Raw genomic sequence first — 23,241 nt, 5'->3', positions numbered from 1 at the left:
CGGCTTTCCTCGCAGAGGCCTGGTTTTCAGCCTACACCCGAGTTACCGACTGCGAAAGGTCGACGCTTATCCCCGCGAGCTGTGGATAACCCTGTGAACAGGGTGAGGGAAAGGCGACGGGACGCAAGCGCTGCACGCCTGCGCCCCTACCGCTCAATGACCAACCAGCCACACCGGGAACCGAACCCCGGCTGCCGGTCGCAATGACACTCAGGCCGGGCCCTGGGTCTTGTCCGGGGCCGGGGCCTTGCCGGGCTCCTGCTTCGGTCCCTTGCGCGCGGGCTTGGGCGGTGCGGCGGCCTTGGAAACGGCCTCGACCACTTCCTGGGCCGGGCCGGCCTTTTCTTCTTCCTCCAGGCCCATCTCGGCGATTTCCCGCAGCCTTGCCACCACGCGCGCGTTGACGCTGCCCTCGGGGAACTGGCCCTTGTCGTCCGGCACACCGGCGGGCTCGCCCACCAGCAGGCTCAGGGCCTCGTCAGCCTGGCGCACGGCATAGACATGGAAGCGGCCCTGGCGCACCGCCTCCAGCACGCGCTCGTCGAGCATCAGGGTGGTGACGTTCGCATGGGGGATGATCACCCCTTGCTCGCCGGTCAGGCCACGGGCTTCGCAGAGGCGGAAGAAGCCTTCGATCTTCTCGTTGACACCACCCACCGCCTGCACTTCACCGAACTGGTTGATCGAGCCGGTGATGGCGAAGCATTGCTTGAGGGGCGTACGCGACAGCGCGGAAATCAGCGTGCAGGCCTCGCCGAGGGAAGCGCTGTCGCCGTCCACGTAACCGTAGGACTGCTCCAGGGCGATGCTCGCGGAAATTTCCAGCGGGAATTCCTGGGCGTAGCGGCTGCCGAGGTAGCCGGTGAGGATCATCACGCCCTTGGAGTGGATGGGCTGGCCGAGGTTGACCTCGCGCTCGATGTCGACGATGCCCGAACTGCCCGGGTAGACGGTGGCGGAAATCCGCGCAGGCACGCCGAAGGCCGAGTCGCCCACTTCCAGTACGGTCAGGCCGTTGCACTTGCCCACCGCGGCGCCCGCGGTGTCGATCAGGATGACGCCCGCCAGCATGTCGTCGAGGATGCGCGCCGATACCCGGCCGGTGCGGGTGGCCTTTGCCTTCAGGGCACGGTCGATGTGGCCGGCATCCGTGGTCGGATCGGAAGCCAGGTGACGGATGAAGTCGGCCTCGCTGACCAGCTGGAACAGGTCGCCGATACGCGCAGACAAACGCCCCTGGTGCTCCGCCAGACGCGCGCTGTAGGTAGCCAGGCGGGCCACGGCGGCGGCGGTGAGCGGTGCCATGCCCTCTTCAGAGGTACGGGTCTTCAGCAACTGGGCGAACTGCTCGAGGCTGTCGTCCGTCAGGACGATCTCTTCGTCGAAGTCCACCAGTACGCGGAACATCTCCTGGAAGTCCGGATCCAGGTCCTGCAGCGTGTAGTAGAGCTGGCGCGAGCCGACGATCACCACCTTCACCTGCAGGGGGATCACCTGGGGCGTCAGGGTCACGGTGGCCAACCGGCCCAGTTCGGCCAGCGGCGACTCCATCTTCAACTGGCGCGAATGCAGGGCACGCTTCAGGGCGTCCCAGACAAAGGGTTCGCTCAGCAGCTTCTCCGCCTCCAGCACCAGGAAGCCGCTGTTGGCGCGGTGCAGCGCACCGGGGCGCAGCTGCCGGTAGCTGGTGTAGAGGGCGCCCTGGTCGGTGCCGTATTCGATGCGGCCGAACAGGTTGTCGTAGGTGGGGTGGGACTCGAACACCACCGGCGCGCCGCCTTTGGCGTGATGTCCCACCACCAGGCTGGGGCAGTACTGCTCTTCCAGCAGCTCGCGACGCTGGGCGTCGGGCTTCTCGTCGAGCAGCTGGTCCACCACCGTCTTCAGCAGGTTGACCTGCATGGCCTGCAGGTAGGCCACCGCGCCGGCGTTCTCGGCGTACTTCTCCGACAGCGGCGAGAGCAGCGGCTGCAGGGCCTGGGTAATGGTTTCTTCGTTGAGATGACGCAGCTGGTTGCTCGACTCGCGCTTCCACTGCGGCAGGCTGGAAAGCTCCTCGTTGAGGCGCTCTTCCAGGGCCGCGATGTCATCGTGGAAGCGCTCGCGCTCGGACTCCGCCAGCTGGGCGAAGTCGGCCTCGTCCAGGGCCTTGCCGTCCTTCATGGGAGTGAAGGCGATGTTCGCGCTGTCGCGGTAGAGGGCGACGTCCTTCTCCAGGGCCAGTCGCTCGATCACATCCAGGGCGCGGTCGTAGCGCTGGTTGAAGGCGCGGTCGATGGCGCTCTTCTTCTGCTGGAAGGTGGGCGTCTCGAATACCGCCGGGAAGGTGGACAGCAGGTTATCCACCAGGTGGCTGATGTCGCTGATGAAGTCGTTCGCCTCCCCCGCTGGCAGTTGCAGCGCACGGGGTTCGCGGGGTTCGTCGAAGTTGTTGACGTACACCCAGTCCGGCGGGGTTTCCAGGCGCTTGCCCTCGGCTTTCAGGTAGCGCTGCACGAAGGAGAAACGCCCCGTACCCGGCTCGCCCATCACATAGACGTTGTAGCCGGGGCGCGGCATCGCCACGCCGAATTGCAGGGCCTCCACCGCGCGCTCCTGGCCGAGCACACCGCGGAAGGGTTCCAGGTCGTCAGTGGTGGTGAAGTTGAACTGCTGGGGCTCGAAGGGACGGGTCAGCGCATCGGGCGCCAGACGCAGGCTGGCAGCGATTGAGTCAGGCATCGAGTGTCCTTAGTGGATCGACAGGAAAGCAATGGCCGCATTCTGGCGCCGCCCCGTCATCACTGGCAAGGCATTGCGCCAGCGGGTTTCAGTGGGACAGGTCGGCGCAGCCCAGACAGTACTCGGCCGCCGGCAGCACCGCCAGGCGCGCCGGCTGTATGGGCTCGCCGCAACGCTGGCAGTAGCCGTAGCTGCCGTCGGCCAGGCGCAGCTTGGCCAGGCCCACGCGGCGCAGGGCCGCCTCGGTTTCGGCCAGTATGGCTTCGAGCACTTCGTCGTTCTCGCGCTGCACCGCCTGCTCGGCGAAGTCCGGCGAATGACTGCTCGCCAGATCCTCGCGGATGGCGTTGGCGCGGGCGGTGTACTGCTCTATCAGAGCGTCGAGGGTGGCGCTGGGGTCGTAGCTGGTCATGTCGGAATCTCCCCGGTTCACCCCTTAAGTGTGGACGCTGTAACGAAGCCTGCATCCACCTGTAGCAAACTTGCGCAAATACCCGCCTTGGCCTTGCTTGACACCCGCAGGCTCTTGTCCAAAGCTCCGCCCGACGACCTCTCAGCAAGAAGAGCCGCGCACTTGAAACGGATTTTCCCGTACCTCGCTCTGTTCACCTGCATCACCGCCCACGCCGCTCCCCAGGTTCCAGCCGAACGTCTCCAGGCATTGGCGGACGATCCCTACTGGATCGCCCTGGGCCACTACGAGACGGGCAAGCTCGGCGGCTGGCGCAGTTATGTGGACGACGCCGACTTCTTCCTCGCCGAGGGCGGGCCAAGCAACCCGGCCGCCGAACTGCGCGCCACCCTCAAAGCGCTCTACGCCCCTGCCGAACTTGGCGACAAGCACCCGCAATGCATCTATCCGGCACGCACCCGCTGGCTGCGCGACCAGCTGCAGCTCACCGACCTGCCCCAGCCGAACTGCAGCGAGTTCAAGGCCTGGTACACCGACATCAACCCCCACAGCACCGTGCTGGTGTTCCCCGCCGCCTACCTGAACAGCCCGTCCTCCATGTTCGGCCACACCCTGCTGCGCATCGACCAGCCGGATGTCCACGAAAACAACACGGTGATGCTCAGCTACGCGTTGAACTTCGGTGCCTTCATCGAAGGCTCTGACAACAGCATCCTCTACGCCTGGAAGGGCCTGATGGGCGGCTACCCCGGCCTCTTCGCCCTGGTGCCCTATCGCGACAAGCTCAAGGAATACAGCCGCCTGGAGAACCGCGACCTCTGGGAATACCGCCTGAACCTCACGCCGGAAGAAACCGGCCGCATGGTGGAGCACGTCTGGGAGCTCAAACAGATCCGTTTCGACTACTACTTCTTCGACGAGAACTGCTCCTACCGTCTGCTGGAGCTGTTGGAGATCGCCCGCCCGGGCATCGAACTCACCGACCAGTTCCCGATCACCGCCATCCCCACCGACACCGTGCGTGCGGTCAAGCAGTCCGGGCTGGTGGAGTCCATCGACTACCGACCCTCCCGGGAAAAGGAACTGCTGGCCCGCGCCGAGCCCCTGGACCACGCTGAGCAACAGTGGGTGCTGCGCCTGGCGGCGGACGAACGCCTGCTGGACGACCCCGCCTTCCTCGCCCTGCCCGCCCCGCGCCGCGCCCTGATCCAGGACGCCGCCTTCCGCCTGGTGCGCTACCACGCCAGTGGCGAGGAACGCACCAGCGCAACCGCCACCCGCAGCTACCGGCTGCTGCAGGGCATCAACCGCAACCCGCCGCCTCCACTTGCAGTGGACCGCCCCGAACTGCCCGAGGAAGGCCACCAGTCGCGCACCTGGCAACTGGGCCTGGGTAGCCGCGACGACCGCGCCTTCGCCGAGTACGGCCTGCGCATGGCCTACCACGACCTCAACGACAACCTCTCCGGCTTCCCCCTCGGCGCGCAGATTGAGATCCTCCAGCTCAAGCTGCGCCAGTACGAGAACAACCACTGGCAGCTGCAGCGCCTGGACCTCGCCACCATCCGCTCCCTCACCCCCCGCGGCGAACTGCTCAAGCCCTGGTCCTGGCAGGTAGCCGGCGGCCTGGAGCGCGTGCCGGGCGAGGACGGCGACGAGCGCCTGGTCAGCCACCTCAACGGCGGCGCAGGCGGCTCCTGGCAATTTGGCGAGAACACCCTGGGCTTCGCCCTGGCCACGGCGCGCATCGAGCACAACGAAGACTTCGCGCCCTTCATCGCCACCGCCGCCGGCTTCAACACCGGCCTGCTCTGGCACAACAAGCTGGGCAGCCTCAGCCTGGAAGCCTCCGGCGACTACTTCCACAATGGCGAAGTCCGCCGCCGCCTGTCCCTCAACCAGCAGTGGGAGATTTCCAGCAACCTCGGCCTGCGCCTCACCGCGCAACGGGACTTCAGCCAGCTCTCCACGCCGGTGAACGAAGTGCTGCTGGAACTGAAGTGGTACCACTATTGATGGGTTTCGTACCTCAGCGGAACGCCGCCCGCCCCATCCTACGGACGCGACACCGTAGGATGGGTTGAGCGCAGCGATACCCATCAAGAAAGCCCGCCACCACCTGTAAGCTGCGCCCCCGTCCCGCCGCAACGGGCCCAGAATGGTTATCCACACCCCGCTCAGGCAACTCCGATGAAAACGAACGGCCCACAACTGCTGGAAGTGGCCAATGGCAAGCCGATCAAGCTCTGGACCCAGGGCGTGCCGGTGGAAGACGAAGCCCGCCAGCAACTGATCAACACCGCGAAGATGCCCTTCATCTTCAAGCACCTGGCGGTGATGCCCGATGTGCACCTGGGCAAGGGCTCGACCATCGGCAGCGTGATCCCCACGCTAGGCGCCATCATTCCCGCCGCCGTCGGCGTGGACATCGGCTGCGGGATGATCGCCGCCCTCACCTCCCTGCGCGCCGCCGACCTGCCGGATAATCTCCACGGCCTGCGCAGCGCCATCGAGCGCGCGGTGCCCCACGGCAAGACCTTCGGCAGGCGCGACCAGGGCGCCTGGGACGACGTGCCGGACGCCGCCGACCAGGCCTGGCGCCCGCTGTCCCGGCGCTTCAAGGCCATCACCGCGAAGAACCCGCGCCTGGAGAAGACCAACAACCGCCACCACCTCGGCACCCTGGGGACCGGCAACCACTTCATCGAGGTTTGCCTGGACGAAGCCGAGCGCGTCTGGTTCATGCTCCACAGCGGTTCGCGCGGGGTGGGCAACGCCATCGGCACCCTGTTCATCGAGCTGGCCCAGGCCGACATGCGCCAGCACATCGCCAATCTGCCGGACCGCGACCTGGCTTATTTCGAGGAGGGCAGCCGGCACTTCGACGACTACGTGGAAGCCGTCGGCTGGGCCCAGGACTTCGCCCGGCAGAACCGCGCCCTGATGATGCAGGCGGTGATCGCGGCGGCGCGCAAGGTGATCCGCAAGCCCTTCGAGGCCAGCCTGGAAGCGGTGAACTGCCACCACAACTACGTGCAGAAGGAACAGCACTTCGGCCGTGAGGTACTGGTGACGCGCAAGGGCGCGGTGTCGGCGCAGAAAGGCGAGCTGGGCATCATCCCCGGCTCCATGGGGGCCAAAAGCTTCATCGTCCGGGGCCTGGGCAACGAGGAGGCGTTCTGCTCCTGCAGCCACGGCGCCGGCCGAGCCATGAGCCGGGGCCGGGCGAAGAAGCTGTTCACGGTGGAGGACCAGGTCCGCGCCACCGCCCACGTGGAATGCCGCAAGGACAAGGACGTGATCGACGAGATCCCCATGGCCTACAAGGACATCGACGCCGTGATGGCTGCCCAGCGCGACCTGGTGGAAGTGGTGCACACCCTGCGCCAGGTGGTCTGCGTCAAGGGCTGACCGGGGCGGGCGCCCCGGCCGGCCGAACACTCAAGTACCGGGCGACGGCGCGTCGGGCGACAGCTGCTGGAGGTAATGCAGGTGCCGCTCGTACTGGTCGAGAACATCAGCGATCACCTGCTCCCGGCTGAAGCCCCAGAGGTTGTAGCCCTGCCCGCCCTCCGCCAGGTGCACCTCCAGCCGGCAGTAACGCCCGGCGCCATCGGCCGCGACGTAGGTCGGCATCGCTGCCTCGCTTACCCGGATCTCGTAGTGGAAGGGCGCGGCCTCGCCACAGGGCGCGTCCAGCACCAGCCGGGGCAGCCCATCCTCCGTCGCGGGGCTGTCCCGCAGCTGCGCGGGCAGGCCCTGGCGCCGCAACGCCGAGCAGACCTCCGCCAGCGCCGGACGGCACACCGCCTCCAGCATCTGGCTTGCCTGCTCGCGTCCCGGTTGGGTGATGGCCCGCACCAGGCGCTGCTCCCAGTCGGGCGCCGCAACCCCGACCGGCTGCAGCCGCGCCGAGAGATAGCCGGCCAGGCCGTGCTGACGGCTGTCCTGGCGCAGCACCTCCAGGCGCAAGGCGCGGTAGAGCCCCGCCATGATGAAGAAGATCACGAAGGAGAACGGCAGCCCCATGATCACCGTGGCGTTCTGCAGGGTCGGCACGCCCCCCACCATCAGCATCGCCAGGGTCAGCAGGCCGATGGCCAGGGACCAGAAGATGCGCAGCCAGGAGGGCGCGTCGCTGGCCGGGTCCTTCAACCGCGAGGTGAAGTTGCCCAGCACCAGCGCGCCGGAGTCCGCCGAGGTGACGTAGAACAGCAGGCCGGTCAGGGTCGCCAGCAGGGTGCTGAAGCCCACCCAGGGGTACTCCGCCAGCAGCGAGTAGAAGGCGCGTTCCGGCAGCTCCATGGCCACCCGGCCGAACTCGGCGTTGCCCGCCAGCACCACGTCCAGGGCGCTGTTGCCGAAGATGGAGATCCACACCAGGGTGAAGGTGAAGGGGATCACCAGGGTACCCACCACGAACTCCCGCAGGGTGCGCCCCCGGGAAATCCGTGCCAGGAACAGGCCGACGAAGGGCGCCCAGGCCACCCACCAGGCCCAGAAGAACAGGGTCCAGCCATTCAGCCAGTCCACCGGGCGGTCGAAGGCGAAGGTGTTCAGGGTCATCCCGGCGAAGCCGCTGAGGTAGTCGCCGATGTTCAGCACCAGGCCATTGAGCAGGAACACCGTGTCGCCGCTGAACAGCACGAAGCCGATCAGCGCGATGGCCAGCAGCACGTTCAGCTCCGACAGCCGGCGGATGCCCTTGTTGACCCCGGAGACGGTGGACAACGTCGCCATCATCACCGACAGCAGGATCAGCAGCGCTTGCGGCAGGATGCCCTCGGGAATGTCGAACATGAACTTCAGCCCGTAGTTGAGCTGCACGACGCCGATCCCCAGGGAGGTGGCGATGCCGAAGACGGTGCCCAGCGCCGCGGCGATTTCCACCCCGTGGCCCAGGGGCCCGTGGATGCGCTGGCCGAAGATCGGGTAGAGCGCCGAGCGGATCGACAGCGGCAGGCCGTGGCGGTAGGCGAAGTAGCCCAGCGCCGCGCCCATCAGCGCATACATCGACCAGCCGGTGATGCCGTAGTGGAACAGGGTCCAGGCCACCCCCTGGCGGGCTGCCTCCAGGGTGCCCGCCTCGCCCTCCGGCGGCGCCAGCAGGTGGGTCACCGGCTCGGCCACGGAGAAGAACATCAGGTCGATGCCGATGCCCGCCGCGAACAGCATGGCGCCCCAGGTGAACAGGTTGAACTCGGGCCTGGCGTGGTCCGGCCCGAGACGGATATCGCCGAAACGGGAGAAGGCGATCACCAGGACGAAGGCGACATAGAGCGTCGCCGCCAGAAAGTAGTACCAACCGAAGCCTTCGGATATCCACCCCAGCACCCGGCCAAGGGCGGCGGCGGCCGTCTGGCCATCCAGCAGGGCCCAGCAGGCCACAGCCAGAATGCAGCCGGCGGAGCCCAGGAATACGGTTCGGTTGAGCGTGTCGGTTTCCTCCGTGATCCGCAGGTCAGTCATGGTCGTTCCTCGATCAGCAGCCATTGGAACGGGGCAAGCTAGCAGCTCGATCCGGCCCTGACTTTCACGGATGCGACCCTTCTAGACCGGCATTCCGACACGCTGTAGGCCGCGTCCGACAAGGCCCCGACAGAGTTTTCACGAAACGTCGACAAGCGTTCTAGGATTATTCCATGGACCCACCCTCAGTCGCGCCCTGGTCGGCACGAGGGAGTTTTTCCATGCGCACCTGGCGCACCCTGTCCTTGTCGTTGCTCTGCGGCATCCTGCTCGCGGGCTGCGAAACCACCCACGACCACCTGCTCGCCCAGGGCTATCCGCCCGCCTTCGCCGATGGTTTCACCGACGGTTGCAGCAGCGGCCGCCAGGCGGCCGGGGTGATGACCGGGGAATTCCGCAAGGACGTACCACGCTACCTGGAGGACGCCACCTACGCCGAAGGTTGGGGCGATGGCTTCCGCCAGTGCCAGGCACAGGTACGCAACGAAGAGCGGCGGCAATACGAGGAACGCTTCCGCGACCGGGATGACGATGAGTGGGATCGGAACCGCGGCAACGCCATGGGGAGGGCGCTGCAACCGAATTAGGACGGGGCTGGAGCCGCGCCGTCACGCCGTAGGGTGGATGGCGCTTTTCCATCCACCGGCAGCGCCATGCCGAACCCCGGATGGTGGACCGATGAAGCGTGGTCCACCCTACGGCTGTAACGGGCTGCGGGTCAGACGACCCCTTGCGCCAGCATCGCGTCGGCGACTTTCACGAAGCCGGCGATGTTCGCGCCCTTGACGTAGTTCACCCGGCCCTTCTCTTCGCCATAGCTGACGCAGGCGTGGTGGATGTTCTGCATGATGCCGTGCAGGCGCTGGTCGACTTCGCCGGCGGTCCAGTGCAGGCGCATGGCGTTCTGGCTCATCTCCAGGCCGCTGGTGGCCACGCCACCGGCGTTGGAGGCCTTGCCCGGCGCGAAGAGGATGCCGGCCTCGAGGAACAGGTCCACCGCCGCCAGGGTCGAGGGCATGTTGGCGCCTTCGGCCACACAGACGCAGCCGTTGGCCAGCAGCACGCGGGCGTCCTCGGCGTCCAGCTCGTTCTGGGTCGCGCAGGGCAGCGCGATATCGCAGGCCAGGGACCAGGGACGCTGGCCCGGCAGGAAGCGCAGGCCATTGCCGCGAAGCTCGCTGAGGCGACCGCGACGGACGTTCTTCAGCTCCATCAGCTCGTCCCACTGCTCCTGGGTCAGGCCGGCCTCGGCAAACAGGGTGCCTTCGGAGTCGGACAGGGAAATCACCTTGCCGCCCAGCTCCATGACCTTCTGCGCCGCGTACTGCGCGACGTTGCCCGAACCGGAAATCGCCACGCGCTGGCCGTCGAAGCCGCGGCCGATACCCTTGAGCATTTCCTGGGCGAAGTAGACACAGCCAAAGCCGGTGGCTTCGGGACGGATCAGGCTGCCGCCGTAGGCCAGGCCCTTGCCGGTGAAGACCGAGGTGAACTCGTTGGACAGGCGCTTGTACTGGCCAAAGAGGAAGCCGATTTCGCGGGCGCCGACGCCGATATCACCGGCCGGGACGTCCAGGTCGGCGCCGATGTGGCGGTACAGTTCGCTCATGAAGGACTGGCAGAAGCGCATCACCTCGGCGTCGCTCTTGCCCTTGGGATCGAAGTCCGAGCCGCCCTTGCCGCCGCCCATGGGCAGCGAAGTCAGGGAGTTCTTGAACACCTGCTCGAAGGCGAGGAACTTCAATACGCCCAGGTTCACCGACGGATGGAAGCGCAGGCCGCCCTTGTAGGGGCCGATGGCGCTGCTCATCTGCACGCGGAAACCACGGTTGACGTGAACCCGGCCGGCGTCGTCGACCCAGGGCACGCGGAACAGGACGGCACGCTCCGGCTCGACGATCCGCTCGATGATGCCGGCCTCCAGGTAACGAGGATTGGCTTCAAGGAAGGGCCACAGGCTGCGCAGGACTTCTTCAACGGCCTGATGGAACTCGGGCTGGTCGGGGTCGCGCTGCTTGAGGCGCTGCAGGAATGCGTCGACGGATTGCGTCATGTCTCTCACCATTTATTTCTTTTTTGGACGATCAAGGCGCGAGACTCTATCAAGCCAGGCAGCACCTCGATAGTGCAAAATGACGCATTTATGAATCTTTTTGGTGCATAGCCTATAAAACACAGGCCCAACCAGTGAAATATCCCGCTAAAGCCCTGATCAACCTTACAAAATCCTCCAGTCGCCCATGCATATTGCGCACTAATTGAGCGCGCGGCACGCACCAAGAAAGCCCAAACGTTCAAGGCAACGTCTGCACTCGCAGCACTTCCCGCGGATTGATCCCCAGGGCACTGCGCTTGCCGCGCATCACCACTGCGCCGCGGTCCGGCAACTCGTACCAGACGGCTTCCGACACGCAGACGCCCACGCCGATGGAGGCATCGTCCAGCACCAACTCAACGCGGAACTGGCAGCCCAGGCCGCCGTCGTCCTTGTCCAGCACCCGCGCGGCGAACTCCGCATCCTGCCCCATCCATTGGGTGTAGAGCGCGGCCACCGGCACCTGCAGGGCGCCCCAGAGCACCAGCGTCAGCAGCGAGCCCAGGGTCAGGTGCAGCCACCAGCGGGCTTGTTCGGTATCGAGGCCGAACAGCGTGTCGAAGCGTTCGCGCCGGGCCAGCCAGGCATAGAGCGCGCCCCCTAGCAGCAGGGCACCGGGCACCGAGGCGAGCGTCCAGGCCGGGGACGGATAAAAGGAGAAGTACAGGCCGCAGACGGCGAACAACGCCAGGCCCGAGAACCAGAACATGTAGTGGTTGAATCCCTTCATCGATCCTCCTCAAACAAAAACGGAGCCCTGTGGCTCCGTTTCCGTAATGGCAGCTGTATTACTGCGCCAGCTTCTTGTAACGCACCCGGTGCGGTTGCGCGGCGGCTTCGCCGAGGCGCTTCTTGCGGTCCGCTTCGAACTCGGTGTAGTTGCCTTCGAAGAAGGTCACCTTGCCGTCGTCCTCGTAGGACAGGATGTGGGTGGCGATACGGTCCAGGAACCAGCGATCGTGGGAGATCACGATGGCGGCGCCGGGGAAGTCCAGCAGCGCTTCTTCCAGCGCACGCAGGGTTTCCACGTCGAGGTCGTTGGACGGTTCGTCGAGCAGCAGCACGTTGCCGCCCTGCTTCAGGGTCAGGGCCAGGTGCAGGCGGCCACGCTCACCACCGGAGAGATCCTTGACGAACTTCTGCTGGTCGGCGCCCTTGAAGTTGAAGCGACCGACGTAGCTGCGCGACGGGACTTCGTAGTTGCCGATCTTGATCTGCTCGAAACCGTCGGAAACCTGCTGCCATACGGTCTTGCCGCCTTCCAGGCTGTCGCGGCTCTGGTCGACGCTGGCCAGCTGCACGGTTTCACCGAGCTCGATGCGGCCGGAGTCCGGCTGCTCCTTGCCCAGGATCATGCGGAACAGGGTCGACTTGCCGGCGCCGTTGCCGCCGATCACGCCGACGATGGCGCCCTTCGGCACGCTGAAGGACAGGTCGTCGATCAGCACGCGGTCGCCGTAGCCCTTGGTCACGTTGTGGAACTCGATGACCTTGTCGCCCAGGCGCGGACCGGCCGGGATGTAGATCTCGTTGGTCTCGCTGCGCTTCTGGAATTCCTGCGACTGCATCTCTTCGAAGCGTTGCAGGCGGGCCTTGGATTTGGACTGACGCGCCTTGGCGCCCTGGCGGACCCACTCCAGTTCGGCCTTCATGGCCTTGGCGTGGGAGGCTTCCTGCTTGGCTTCCTGGGCCAGGCGGTTGGCCTTGGATTCCAGCCAGCCGGAGTAGTTGCCTTCGAAGGGGATGCCGTGGCCACGGTCCAGTTCGAGGATCCAGCCAGCGACGTTGTCGAGGAAGTAACGGTCGTGGGTAATGGCTACCACGGTGCCCTGGAAGTCGTGGAGGAAGTGCTCCAGCCAGGCCACGGAGTCGGCGTCCAGGTGGTTGGTCGGTTCGTCCAGCAGCAGCATGTCGGGAGCCGACAGCAGCAGGCGGCAAAGGGCCACGCGGCGCTTCTCGCCACCGGAGAGGTGTTCGATCTGCGCGTCCCACGGCGGCAGGCGCAGGGCGTCGGCGGCCACTTCCAGCTGGCGCTCGAGGTTGTGGCCATCGGAGGCCTGGAGGATGGCCTCCAGCTTGGCCTGCTCGGCGGCCAGGGCATCGAAGTCGGCGTCCGGCTCGGCGTAGGCGGCGTAGACCTCGTCCAGGCGGGCCTGGGCCTGCTTGATCTCGCCCACCGCCTCTTCGACGATGTCGCGCACGGACTTGGTCGGGTCCAGTTTCGGCTCCTGGGGCAGGTAGCCGACCTTGATCCCGGGCATCGGGCGGGCCTCACCGTCGATCTCGGTATCCACCCCGGCCATGATGCGCAGCAGGGTCGACTTGCCCGCGCCGTTCAGGCCGAGCACGCCGATCTTGGCGCCCGGGAAGAAAGACAGGGAAATGTCCTTGAGAATCTCACGCTTCGGGGGCACGACCTTGCCGACCCGGTGCATGGTGTAGACGTATTGAGCCAAAGTGCAGCACTCCCTAAAAAAGACAAAAAGGCGCCAAAAGTCCGCGCATATTAGCAAATGCGGCCGCCGAACTGCCCCAGTTTCAGCCCTCCGGCACGGCGCCGGGCCCTCCGCCCGACATTCGGCCGCACGATCGTCGTGCATCCGGAGGGGGTCAAGACAGCCCGGATCCTGCCGATAAGCTGCGGACAGGGCGGGAGTGGCAAGGAACGATCGCCCCGCGCGCGGAACTACCGGAATGCACCAGGGAGGGCAAACGATATTCGTCGGTCGTACTGGCACTTTACAGGCCGTCAAGGCATGCTAGCCGGCCCGCGGACCGAGGGTCCGGGACGCCCCGCCACCTGCCAATCGAGCAGTAACAGCAGGAACGCAATCCGTGCCAACCAGCCCCCTCTCTCCACCGCCGAGCGAGCCAGGATCTCCCCTGGCCGGTGCCCCCACGCGCCGTTCGGTCAAAGGGCTGCTGGTGGGCCTGGTGCTACTGATGCTGACCCTGCTGCTCTGGCAGCTGCATCAGGAATATCGCCAGCTGCAGGAAGGCGCACGGGATCGCAACTACACCCTGACCCGCGAGCTGGCCAGCCACCTCGAACTGGTCATGCAATTGAAGGCCGACGCGGTCATCGCCCTGCTGCGCCAACGCGAGCCGGAGTCCAGCAACGAGAACCAGCGCCTGGCCGCCCTCGACCTGCTGCGCCCGCTGCTGCCGGCCTCGCGCAGCCTGGCCTGGCTCAACCCCAATGGCGGCGTGCTGGCCGACACCCAGCCCGATAGCGACGACGAATTGTTCCTCGCCAACCTGGTGCAACGCGCCGAAGGGCAGGTCTACCACTACGCCTTCAGCCCCGTGGGGCGTGGCGAGGTGTACCTGGTCCTGCGCCAGTCGCCGTTCCCCGAGCCCAGCGGTTACTGGGTCCTGCGCATGGACGCCGAGGCCATCCGCACCTGGCTGCTCAAGCACGAGGACCGCGATTACCGCTGGCTGCTGGAGGACCACTTCCTGCAACGGGTCCTGGCGCAGAGCGGCCGCACCGTCCACAGCCCGATCATCATGCCGGTGACCGCCGAGCAGGAAGGCCAGACCATCCTCGTCTCGGCCCTCGGCCACAGCGACTGGCAACTGCGCGCCCTGCACGACGAGCGCCAGGTACGCGCCCACCTGCTGCCGGAACTGCTCAGCAAGCTGCTGCTGTTCTTCATCGCCGCCAGCCTGGCGTTGATCGCCCTGTACTTCCTGCAGCGCGAACAACGTGGCCTGCGCGCCCTCAACGACGCCTCGCGGCGCTCCCTGCGCCAGGCAGCCAGCGCCCTGGGGGTGATCGAGGAACGGGTGCTGGTGACCCAGGTGGACGGTCGCGTGAGCTACCTCAACCCCCAGGCCGAGAGCCTGTTCGGCGTCAGCGGCGCGGCCGCCCAGGACCATCACCTGCTGGCCCTGCTGCCAGGCCTTGACCCGCTGCTGCTCAATACCCCCGGCCTGGACCACCAACTGGTCTCGGACCTGGTGCCGTTTGAAAACGGCCATGAGCAGCGCCTGCTGGCCGTGACCCGCAATGACCTCACCGATGGCGCGCAACTGCTCGGCTACGTCTGGGTACTGCGCGACGTCACCGAGGAACAGCACGCCCTGCGCGTCCTGCAGGAAACCCGGCGGCGCTACCAGGACATCTTCGAGGGCGGCGGCATCGCCCTCTGCGTGCTCGACCTCGCCGAGCTGCGCAAGCACCTGATCCAGCAGGGCATGCGCGACCGCGCCAGCCTGGCCGCCTGGCTCCGCGCCAACCCGCAGCGCCATCCGGAACTGTTGAAGCTGTTGCGCATCACCGAGATCAACCAGGTGGGCATGCGCCTGCTGGAGGTCAACAGCAACGAACAGGCCTGGCGCCAACTGATCGGCAGCCAGCCACTGCGCGAGGGCGGCATCCGCTTCCAACTGATGACGGCCTTGCTGGGCGGCAGCAAGCATCTTGAAATGGAAAGCCAGTTCGTCACGCCCCAAGGCCAGGTGCGGCACATCTGGCTGGTGGTGCACCTGCCGGACATGATCCAGGACCTGGAAGCCGTCACCCTCAGCATCAACGACATCACCAGCCGCAAGGAAGTGGAGCTTTCGCTGATCGAGCGCGAGCGCTTCTGGTCCGACGTGGTGCTGGCGCTGCCCGACACCCTCTATGTCCACGACATGATCGACAAGCGGGTGATGCTCACCAACAACCGCCTGGCCCCGCAGCTGGGCTACGACCGCGACGACATCCGCAGGATGGGCGAGCGCTTCTGGGAGTCGGTGCTGCACCCGGACGACGCCGAACTCTACTCGCGCGTGCGCAGCCTGCAGCAGGTGGTGGGCGATGGCATGCTGCTGCAGTGCCAGCTGCGCTGGCGCCACAAGGACGGCAGCTGGCGCTGGTTCGACGTACGCGAGCAGGCCCTGTCCCGCGACGACAACGGCCGGGTCAGCCGCCTGATCGGCGTGGCCAAGGACATCACCGAACAGATCGAAGCCACCGAGTCCATGCGTGAGAGCGGGCGCCGCTACCGCATGCTCGCCGAAAGCATCAGCGACGTGATCTTCACCACCGACAGCGAGCTGCAGCTCAGCTACGTCAGCCCCTCGGTGCTGCCGGTGCTCGGCTACAGCGCCGAATGGACCATCGCCAACGGCTTCCAGGGCATGTCCGCCGACCCACGGCAGATGGTCAACCTGTTCGAACAGCTGGAGCATATCCGCAACGCCCTGGGCAATCCCCAGCGCCTGGCGGAACTGCGCACCCAGATGCCGGCGCGCCTGTTCCTCTTCGACTGCATGCGCGCCGATGGCCAGAAGATCCCGGTGGAACTGCGCACCATGCTGATGTGGGACGAGTACGGCCGCTTCGAAGGCATGCTCGGCGTCGGCCGCGACGTCAGCCAGCAACGCCGCGCCGAGAAGGACATGCGCATGGCGGCCACGGTATTCGAGCACTCCACCTCGGCCATCCTGGTCACCGACCCGGCCGGCTACATCGTCCAGGTCAACGAAGCCTTCTGCCGCATCACCGGCCACGCCGCCAGCGAGGTGCTGGACCAGTTGCCGGCGATGCTCACGGCCGACCGCCAGCAGGCCAACCAGCTCACCTTCATCATCAGCCAGCTCAACCAGCGCGGCAGCTGGGAAGGCGAGATCTGGCTCAAGCGCCGCGAGGGCGACAGCTACCCGGCCTGGGTCGGCATCACCGCCGTGCACGACGAGGAAGGCGACCTGGTCAGCTATGTCTGCTTCTTCAGCGACATCAGCGAGCGCAAGGCCAGCGAACAGCGCATCCACCGCCTGGCCTACTACGACGGCCTGACCCACCTGCCCAACCGCACCCTGTTCCAGGACCGCCTGCATACCGCCTTGCAGTACGCCGAGCGGAACCAGGAATGGGTGGTGCTGATGTTCCTCGACCTCGACCGCTTCAAGCCGATCAACGACTCCCTCGGCCATGCCGCCGGCGACCGCATGCTCAAGGACGTGGCTGTGCGCCTGGCCACCTGCGTGCACGAGGACGACACCGTGGCGCGCATGGGCGGCGACGAGTTCACCCTGCTGCTGCAGCCGCGCGCCACCCGCGAAGGCGCGCTGAACCAGGCCATCCATGTGGCCGAACAGATTCTCGGCAACCTGGCCCGCCCCTTCGTCCTCGAAGGCCGCGAGTTCTTCGTCACCGCCAGCATCGGCATCGCCCTCTCGCCCCAGGACGGCCGCGAGTTGAGCCAGCTGATGAAGAACGCCGACACCGCCATGTACCACGCCAAGGAACGCGGCAAGAACAACTTCCAGTTCTACCAGGCCGACATGAACGCCCGCGCGCTGGAGCGCCTGGAGCTGGAAAGCGACCTGCGCCATGCCCTGGAGCAGGGCGAGTTCCTGCTCTACTACCAGCCGCAGTTCTCCGGCGACGGCAAGCGCCTGACCGGCGTCGAGGCCCTGCTGCGCTGGCGCCACCCCAAGCGCGGCCTGGTGCCGCCGAGCGAATTCATCCCGGTACTCGAAGAGCTCGGCCTGGTGGTGCAGGTCGGCGACTGGGTGCTGGCCGAGGCCTGCCGCCAGCTCAAGACCTGGCACCAGGCGAAGATGCGCCTGCCGAAGATCTCGGTGAACCTCTCCGCCCGCCAGTTCGCCGATGGCCAGCTGGCCGAACGCATCGCCGCGATCATCGACGACTGCGGCCTGCCCCCGGCCTGCCTGGAGCTGGAACTGACAGAGAGCATCCTGATGCGCGACGTCGGCGAGGCCATGGCCATCCTGGAGAACCTCAAGCGCCTGGGCCTGTGCATCGCGGTGGACGACTTCGGCACCGGCTACTCCTCGCTCAACTACCTCAAGCAGTTCCCCATCGATGTGCTGAAGATCGACCGCAGCTTCGTCGACGGCCTGCCCGATGGCGAGCGGGACGCCCAGATCGCCCGCGCGATCATCGCCATGGCCCACAGCCTGAACCTGGCGGTGATCGCCGAAGGCGTGGAAACCCCGGCCCAGTTGGGCTTCCTCCGCGAGCACGGCTGCGACGAAGTGCAGGGCTACCTGTTCGGCCACCCGATGCCGGCGGTCCAGTTCGAGCGGCTGTTCGGCGCCGCCACCGACTTCATCCTCAGCTGAGCGGCCAGCTCCCACCGCAATGGCCACATGAAGCCCGCTTGTCTGTCACATGACCGACCTTCATATGCCAGCCCGCGACCGATCAGGTAGAATGCGCCCCTTTCCCAGTACCGATCCTTAAGAGGACCGCCATGTTCAGCCGTGATTTGACCCTCGCCCGCTACGATGCAGAACTCTTCGCCGCGATGGAGCAGGAAGCCCAACGCCAGGAAGAGCACATCGAGCTGATCGCCTCCGAGAACTACACCAGCCCGGCGGTGATGGAAGCCCAGGGCTCGGTACTGACCAACAAGTACGCCGAAGGCTACCCGGGCAAGCGCTACTACGGCGGCTGCGAATACGTCGACATCGTCGAGCAGCTGGCCATCGACCGCGCCAAGGAGCTGTTCGGCGCCGACTACGCCAACGTCCAGCCCCACGCCGGTTCCCAGGCCAACAGCGCCGTCTACCTGGCCCTGCTGTCGGCCGGTGACACCATCCTCGGCATGAGCCTGGCCCACGGCGGTCACCTGACCCACGGCGCCAGCGTCTCCTCCTCCGGCAAGCTGTACAACGCCGTGCAGTACGGCATCGACGCCAACGGCCTGATCGACTACGACGAAGTCGAGCGCCTGGCCGTGGAGCACAAGCCGAAGATGATCGTCGCCGGCTTCTCCGCCTACTCCCAGGTCCTGGACTTCCCGCGCTTCCGCGCCATCGCCGACAAGGTAGGTGCCTACCTGTTCGTCGACATGGCCCACGTGGCCGGCCTGGTCGCCGCTGGCGTGTACCCGAACCCGGTACCCTTCGCCGACGTGGTCACCACCACCACCCACAAGACCCTGCGCGGCCCGCGCGGCGGCCTGATCCTCGCTCGCAAGAACGAAGAGATCGAGAAGAAGCTGAACTCCGCCGTCTTCCCGGGCGCCCAGGGTGGCCCGCTGGAGCACGTGATCGCCGCCAAGGCCGTGTGCTTCAAGGAAGCCCTGCAGCCCGAGTTCAAGGCCTACCAGCAGCAAGTGGTGAAGAACGCCCAGGCCATGGCCCAGGTCTTCATCGACCGCGGCTTCGACGTGGTCTCCGGCGGCACCCAGAACCACCTGTTCCTGCTCAGCCTGATCAAGCAGGACATCACCGGTAAGGACGCCGACGCCGCCCTGGGTCGCGCCTTCATCACCGTGAACAAGAACTCGGTGCCCAACGACCCGCGCTCGCCCTTCGTCACCTCGGGCCTGCGCATCGGCACCCCGGCCGTCACCACCCGCGGCTTCAAGGAAGTCGAGTGCCGCGAGCTGGCCACCTGGATCTGCGACATCCTGGAGAACATGGGCGACGAGTCCGTGGTCGACCGCGTACGCGAGCAGGTCAAGGCCGTTTGCGCCAAGCTGCCGGTTTACGGCAAGTAAGCGACAGACGCGCAATGAAGAAGCCCGGCAATGCCGGGCTTTTTCTTTGGGGCTTGTTGGCCTCAGGCGCCGACGCTCAAGCGTAGCGACGTAGGATGGGTTGAGGTACGAAACCCATCAGCACGTAGGATGGGTTGAGCTTGCGATACCCATCAATCCTGCCCGCATGGGTATCGCTCCGCTCAACCCATCCTACGATCCGAACCACTCCCCCTAACTCAACCGGAATGCCGCGCCGCCTTGATCTGCTGCCACAACCCATCGACCCGCGCCTTCTGCTCCGGCGTCAGGCGCTCCAGGAAGTACAGGCGCTTGCGCTCCGCCTGGTCGGGCACCAGCACCGGCTGCTCGCGGGCCAGCCTCTGCATCTCCGGCGAATCGGCGGCCAACGGCGAATAGAAGCGCGAAGCCAGGGCGTTGCGCCGAGCGTTGTCGGGCTGCAGCAGGTAGTCGATGAAGCGGTAGGCCAGGTCCGGCCGCGCCGCGTTGGCGGGAATTGCCAGGCTGTCGATGAACACCAGCGCGCCCTCGTCGGGAATCTGGAAGCGCAGCGCCGGATTGCGCTCGGCCGCCGTCAGCGCGTGGCCGACCCAGGCCATGGCCACGCAGAGCTTGCCGCTGGCGAGGTCGTCGACGTAGCGGTCGTTGTCCAGGTTGCGCACTTGCGACTGCAGGGCCAGCAGCTGCTTGCCGGCCTGGTCGATCTGCCGGGTGCCGCCGAGGCTGAGGTTGCGCCCCCGGTAGTTGAGCCAGAGCGACAGGGTTTCCTCCGGCGCATCCAGCAGCCCCACGCCGCAGCCGGCCAGGCGCGCGCGCTGTTGCTCGTCGAAGAGCAGGCTCCAGCTATTGGGCAGGGAGCCGCCGAACGCCGGCTGGGCCAGGGTCGGGTTGCTCACCAGCCCCACTGAGCCCCAGAGATAGGGCACCACGTAACGGTTGGCCGAACCGAAGCCGGCGAGCATGGCCAGCAGCGCCGGGTCCAGGCTGCCGTAATGGGGCAGCTTGGCGACGTCCAGCGCCTGCAGGCGCTTCTCGTCGATCAGGCGGGCCAGCTGGAAATGCGAGGGCACCACCAGGTCGTACCTGGGCGCTCCCGCCAGGGCCGCATCCAGGTCGGCGGCGGTGTTGAAGGTCTCGTATTCGACGCGCACACCGCTCTCACGCTGGAAGGCGGCGAGCACCTCGGGCTCGATGTAGTTGGTCCAGTTGTAGACCCGCAACACCTCTTCGGCGTGGGCCAGGCCCGCCAGGGCCGATAACAGCAGCAGGCAGAACGTCTTCTTCATGGTTCCCTCCCGCCCCGCTCCCGTGGGGGCTGGAAGGATTAGAAGGATCACCGCCCCAGCTGTCATGGCCCTGGCTGCCAGGTGCTTGTGTGTGGCTGCCGGATTGCCAAAATCGTGAGCCGTGCCACAGGTCAGTAGCCCGGATGCAATCCGGGAGTTTGCGCACCACCGTCCCCGGATTGCATCCGGGCTACCAGAAGGATTTCGTAGGATGGATCGGGCGGCGTTCCGCGAGCCTGCGATATCCATCGGCCGATGTGATGGGTATCGCTGCGCTCAACCCATCCTACCTGCGGGATTCCCAATCACGGAGCGCAAACAAAAACGCCACGGCAATGCCGTGGCGTTTTGACTAGCGCTCACTCAGCAACAGCGCACGGGCCTCCCCTTGCCGCCGCCGTAACGCGCCTCCTGGCGCTCGCGGAAGAATTCCTCGTAACTCATCACCGGCTTGTCCGGGTGCTTGGTGCGGGTGTGCTCGACGTAGTTGTCGTAGTCGGGCATGCCCACCAGCATCCGGGCCGCCTGTCCCAGGTACTTACCCATGCGGCTCAGGTCGTTGAACATATGGGCTCCTCCTCAGGCGTCCGGAATCGGCTGGAAAGGCGATTCCTTGTCGGTGCGCTCCGGTTTCATCCAGGCGCCGCGCCCTACCTTGATGGCGTAGAACAGGATGCTCAGCACCACGAAGAGGAAGAGCACGGTCAGCGCCGCGTTGGTGTAGGCGTTGAAGATCACGTGCTGCATCTGCGCGATGTCCTTGGCCGGGGCCAGGATCTGGCCGGCTTCCAGGGCGTCGCTGTACTTCTTGGCGAGCGCCAGGAAGCCCACGGCCGGGTTCGGGTCGAGCAGCTTGATCAGGCCCGCGGTGGTGGTGCAGATCAGCAGCCAGGTGGCCGGGATCAGGGTGACCCAGACATAGCGCTGGCGCTTCATCTTGATCAGCACCACGCAGCCCAGCATCAGGGCGATGCCCGCCAGCATCTGGTTGGAGATGCCGAACAGCGGCCACAGGGTGTTGATGCCGCCCAGCGGGTCGATCACGCCCTGGTACAGCAGCCAGCCCCAGAGGGCCACGCAGCCGGCGGTGGCGATCACGTTGGCGGTCCAGGAATCGGTACGACTCAGCACCGGAACGAACTCACCCAGCAGGTCCTGCAGCATGAAGCGCCCGGCGCGGGTGCCCGCGTCCACCGCGGTGAGGATGAACAGCGCTTCGAAGAGGATCGCGAAGTGGTACCAGAAGGCCATGGTGTTCTCGCCCGGCAACACCTGGTGGAGGATCTGCGCGATGCCCACGGCCAGGGTCGGCGCACCACCGGCACGGGCCAGCACGGTGTGCTCGCCGATATCCCGAGCGGTGGCCTCGAGCTGTTCCGGAGTGATGGCGAAGCCCCAACTGGTGACCGTGGCGGCCACGGCGTGCACGTCGGTACCCACCACGGCCGGCGGGCTATTCATGGCGAAGTACACGCCCGGCTCGATCACCGAGGCGGCGACCATGGCCATGATGGCCACGAAGGACTCCATCAGCATGCCGCCGTAGCCGATGTAGCGGGCATGGGCTTCGCTGGCCAGCAGCTTGGGCGTGGTGCCCGAGGAAATCAGCGCGTGGAAACCGGACACCGCGCCGCAGGCGATGGTGATGAACAGGAAGGGGAACAGGGTGCCCTTCCACACCGGGCCGGTGCCGTCGACGAACTGGGTCAGGGCCGGCATTTTCAGCTCGGGCATGGTGATCAGGATGCCGATGGCCAATGCGACTATGGTGCCGATCTTGAGGAAGGTGGAGAGGTAGTCACGCGGGGCGAGGATCAGCCATACCGGCAGCACGGCAGCGACAAAGCCGTAGCCGATCAGCATCCAGGTGATCTGCACGCCGGTGAAGGTGAAGGCCGGTCCCCAGACCGGGTCCGCCGCTATCTGGCCACCGAGCCAGATGGAGCCCAGCAGCAGCACCACGCCCACCACCGAGATCTCGCCGATGCGGCCCGGGCGGATGTAGCGCATGTAGATGCCCATGAACATCGCGATGGGAATGGTCGCCATCACGGTGAACATGCCCCAGGGGCTTTCGGCCAGGGCCTTCACCACGATCAGCGAGAGCACCGCGAGGATGATGATCATGATCAGGAAAGCGCCGAACAGCGCGATGGTGCCGGGCACCTGGCCCATTTCCTCGCGCACCAGCTCGCCCAGGGAGCGGCCGTTACGACGGCTGGAAATGAACAGCACCATGAAGTCCTGCACCGCACCGGCCAGGACAACCCCGGAGATCAGCCAGAGGGTGCCGGGCAGGTAGCCCATCTGCGCGGCGAGCACAGGCCCCACCAGCGGGCCGGCGCCGGCTATGGCGGCGAAGTGGTGGCCGAACAGCACGTGCTTGTTGGTCGGGACGTAGTCCAGGCCGTCATTGTTCAACACCGCCGGTGTTGCACGATTGGGGTCCAGCTCCATCACCCGGGTGGCGATGAACAGGCTGTAGTAGCGGTAGGCGAGCAGGTAGATGGCGACAGCGGCGACCACGATCCACAGGGCGTTGATCGCTTCGCCGCGACGCAGCGCGACGACACCCAGGGCACAGGCGCCGGCCACGGCCAGCACTGCCCAGGGCAGGTGGCGCAGGACGCTGTTGTTATTGTTCATAGCACGCTCCGAATGGATGAACTGACAAACTGCCGCACAAGCTTAGTCCCTCTGGCTGCAAGCGTTGCCCGGACAGGGTCTGGGATGCCCCTTGCAGCGACGGGGGGCTAGAAAAAAGCCGGGCATGGCCCGGCTTTCTTATACGTT

14 protein-coding genes are annotated in these 23,241 nt (G+C 66.2%); 5 read left to right on the top strand and 9 right to left on the bottom strand.

The features are described from left to right. Window positions 1–210 precede the first annotated feature (210 nt). Together PCA10_RS04520 and PCA10_RS04515 are read right to left on the bottom strand one after the other, a co-directional pair. A complete protein-coding gene (locus PCA10_RS04520) occupies window positions 211–2,721 on the bottom strand; it encodes a Lon protease family protein (RefSeq protein WP_016490849.1) in 2,511 nt (836 codons plus the stop codon). An 88-nt stretch (window positions 2,722–2,809) separates the two neighbouring features. Further along, window positions 2,810–3,133 carry a TraR/DksA family transcriptional regulator gene (locus PCA10_RS04515; protein ID WP_016490848.1) on the bottom strand — a complete coding sequence of 108 codons (324 nt, stop codon included), beginning with the start codon at window positions 3,131–3,133 and terminating at the stop codon, window positions 2,810–2,812. 162 nt (window positions 3,134–3,295) lie between these two features. On the opposite strand from PCA10_RS04515, the gene PCA10_RS04510 reads away from it, so the two are divergent. Beyond that, window positions 3,296–5,149: an Lnb N-terminal periplasmic domain-containing protein gene (locus PCA10_RS04510; protein WP_016490847.1), complete on the top strand. Its 1,854-nt coding sequence runs from the start codon at window positions 3,296–3,298 to the stop codon at window positions 5,147–5,149. A 174-nt stretch (window positions 5,150–5,323) separates the two neighbouring features. Beyond that, a complete protein-coding gene (locus PCA10_RS04505; RefSeq protein WP_016490846.1) occupies window positions 5,324–6,544 on the top strand; it encodes an RtcB family protein in 1,221 nt (406 codons plus the stop codon). Between the two features lie 30 nt (window positions 6,545–6,574). Here the strand turns inward: PCA10_RS04505 and betT are convergent, their stop codons facing one another. Next, complete coding sequence (gene betT, locus PCA10_RS04500) at window positions 6,575–8,602, bottom strand: choline BCCT transporter BetT (RefSeq protein ID WP_016490845.1); 2,028 nt, start codon at window positions 8,600–8,602, stop codon at window positions 6,575–6,577. A 221-nt stretch (window positions 8,603–8,823) separates the two neighbouring features. On the opposite strand from betT, the gene PCA10_RS04495 reads away from it, so the two are divergent. Further along, entirely contained in the window at window positions 8,824–9,189 is a 366-nt protein-coding gene (locus PCA10_RS04495) for a hypothetical protein (RefSeq protein ID WP_016490844.1), read from the top strand. Window positions 9,190–9,320: 131 nt separating this feature from the next. Here the strand turns inward: PCA10_RS04495 and gdhA are convergent, their stop codons facing one another. The 3 genes from gdhA to ettA form a co-directional block, all read right to left on the bottom strand. Continuing rightward, window positions 9,321–10,655, bottom strand: coding sequence for an NADP-specific glutamate dehydrogenase (gene gdhA, locus PCA10_RS04490; RefSeq protein WP_041770133.1), 1,335 nt, complete (start codon window positions 10,653–10,655; stop codon window positions 9,321–9,323). A 241-nt stretch (window positions 10,656–10,896) separates the two neighbouring features. After that, window positions 10,897–11,427 (bottom strand): hypothetical protein, encoded by a 531-nt coding sequence (locus PCA10_RS04485; protein ID WP_016490842.1) that lies wholly within the window; start codon window positions 11,425–11,427, stop codon window positions 10,897–10,899. Between the two features lie 58 nt (window positions 11,428–11,485). Continuing rightward, a complete protein-coding gene (gene ettA / locus PCA10_RS04480) occupies window positions 11,486–13,153 on the bottom strand; it encodes an energy-dependent translational throttle protein EttA (RefSeq protein ID WP_016490841.1) in 1,668 nt (555 codons plus the stop codon). Window positions 13,154–13,532: 379 nt separating this feature from the next. On the opposite strand from ettA, the gene PCA10_RS04475 reads away from it, so the two are divergent. Both PCA10_RS04475 and glyA read left to right on the top strand, forming a co-directional pair. After that, entirely contained in the window at window positions 13,533–17,777 is a 4,245-nt protein-coding gene (locus PCA10_RS04475; protein WP_016490840.1) for an EAL domain-containing protein, read from the top strand. A 131-nt stretch (window positions 17,778–17,908) separates the two neighbouring features. Continuing rightward, window positions 17,909–19,162: a serine hydroxymethyltransferase gene (gene glyA / locus PCA10_RS04470; protein WP_016490839.1), complete on the top strand. Its 1,254-nt coding sequence runs from the start codon at window positions 17,909–17,911 to the stop codon at window positions 19,160–19,162. Between the two features lie 218 nt (window positions 19,163–19,380). Here the strand turns inward: glyA and PCA10_RS04465 are convergent, their stop codons facing one another. The 3 genes from PCA10_RS04465 to PCA10_RS04455 all read right to left on the bottom strand — a co-directional run bounded on the left by PCA10_RS04465 (window position 19,381) and on the right by PCA10_RS04455 (window position 23,094). Continuing rightward, window positions 19,381–20,448, bottom strand: coding sequence for an extracellular solute-binding protein (locus PCA10_RS04465; protein ID WP_016490838.1), 1,068 nt, complete (start codon window positions 20,446–20,448; stop codon window positions 19,381–19,383). 363 nt (window positions 20,449–20,811) lie between these two features. Next, window positions 20,812–21,015 carry a YbdD/YjiX family protein gene (locus PCA10_RS04460; RefSeq protein WP_016490837.1) on the bottom strand — a complete coding sequence of 68 codons (204 nt, stop codon included), beginning with the start codon at window positions 21,013–21,015 and terminating at the stop codon, window positions 20,812–20,814. 12 nt (window positions 21,016–21,027) lie between these two features. Next, a complete protein-coding gene (locus PCA10_RS04455; RefSeq protein WP_016490836.1) occupies window positions 21,028–23,094 on the bottom strand; it encodes a carbon starvation CstA family protein in 2,067 nt (688 codons plus the stop codon). Window positions 23,095–23,241: the final 147 nt, after the last annotated feature.

The sequence above is a fragment of the Pseudomonas resinovorans NBRC 106553 genome, assembly GCF_000412695.1.
Classification (GTDB): Bacteria; Pseudomonadota; Gammaproteobacteria; order Pseudomonadales; family Pseudomonadaceae; genus Metapseudomonas; species Metapseudomonas resinovorans_A.
The sequence above is the reverse complement of the archived record's forward strand: the minus strand, read 5'-3'. Positions and strand labels throughout refer to the sequence as shown.

Excerpts from the sequence above, each read along its gene's own strand:
- PCA10_RS04520 (WP_016490849.1), bottom strand. The coding sequence starts at position 2,721 with ATGCCTGACTCAATCGCTGCCAGCCTGCGTCTGGCGCCCGATGCGCTG.
- PCA10_RS04515 (WP_016490848.1), bottom strand. The coding sequence starts at position 3,133 with ATGACCAGCTACGACCCCAGCGCCACCCTCGACGCTCTGATAGAGCAG.
- gdhA (WP_041770133.1), bottom strand. The coding sequence starts at position 10,655 with ATGACGCAATCCGTCGACGCATTCCTGCAGCGCCTCAAGCAGCGCGAC.
- PCA10_RS04495 (WP_016490844.1), top strand. The coding sequence starts at position 8,824 with ATGCGCACCTGGCGCACCCTGTCCTTGTCGTTGCTCTGCGGCATCCTG.
- PCA10_RS04485 (WP_016490842.1), bottom strand. The coding sequence starts at position 11,427 with ATGAAGGGATTCAACCACTACATGTTCTGGTTCTCGGGCCTGGCGTTG.
- betT (WP_016490845.1), bottom strand. The coding sequence starts at position 8,602 with ATGACTGACCTGCGGATCACGGAGGAAACCGACACGCTCAACCGAACC.
- PCA10_RS04460 (WP_016490837.1), bottom strand. The coding sequence starts at position 21,015 with ATGTTCAACGACCTGAGCCGCATGGGTAAGTACCTGGGACAGGCGGCC.
- PCA10_RS04465 (WP_016490838.1), bottom strand. The coding sequence starts at position 20,448 with ATGAAGAAGACGTTCTGCCTGCTGCTGTTATCGGCCCTGGCGGGCCTG.
- PCA10_RS04455 (WP_016490836.1), bottom strand. The coding sequence starts at position 23,094 with ATGAACAATAACAACAGCGTCCTGCGCCACCTGCCCTGGGCAGTGCTG.
- glyA (WP_016490839.1), top strand. The coding sequence starts at position 17,909 with ATGTTCAGCCGTGATTTGACCCTCGCCCGCTACGATGCAGAACTCTTC.
- PCA10_RS04505 (WP_016490846.1), top strand. The coding sequence starts at position 5,324 with ATGAAAACGAACGGCCCACAACTGCTGGAAGTGGCCAATGGCAAGCCG.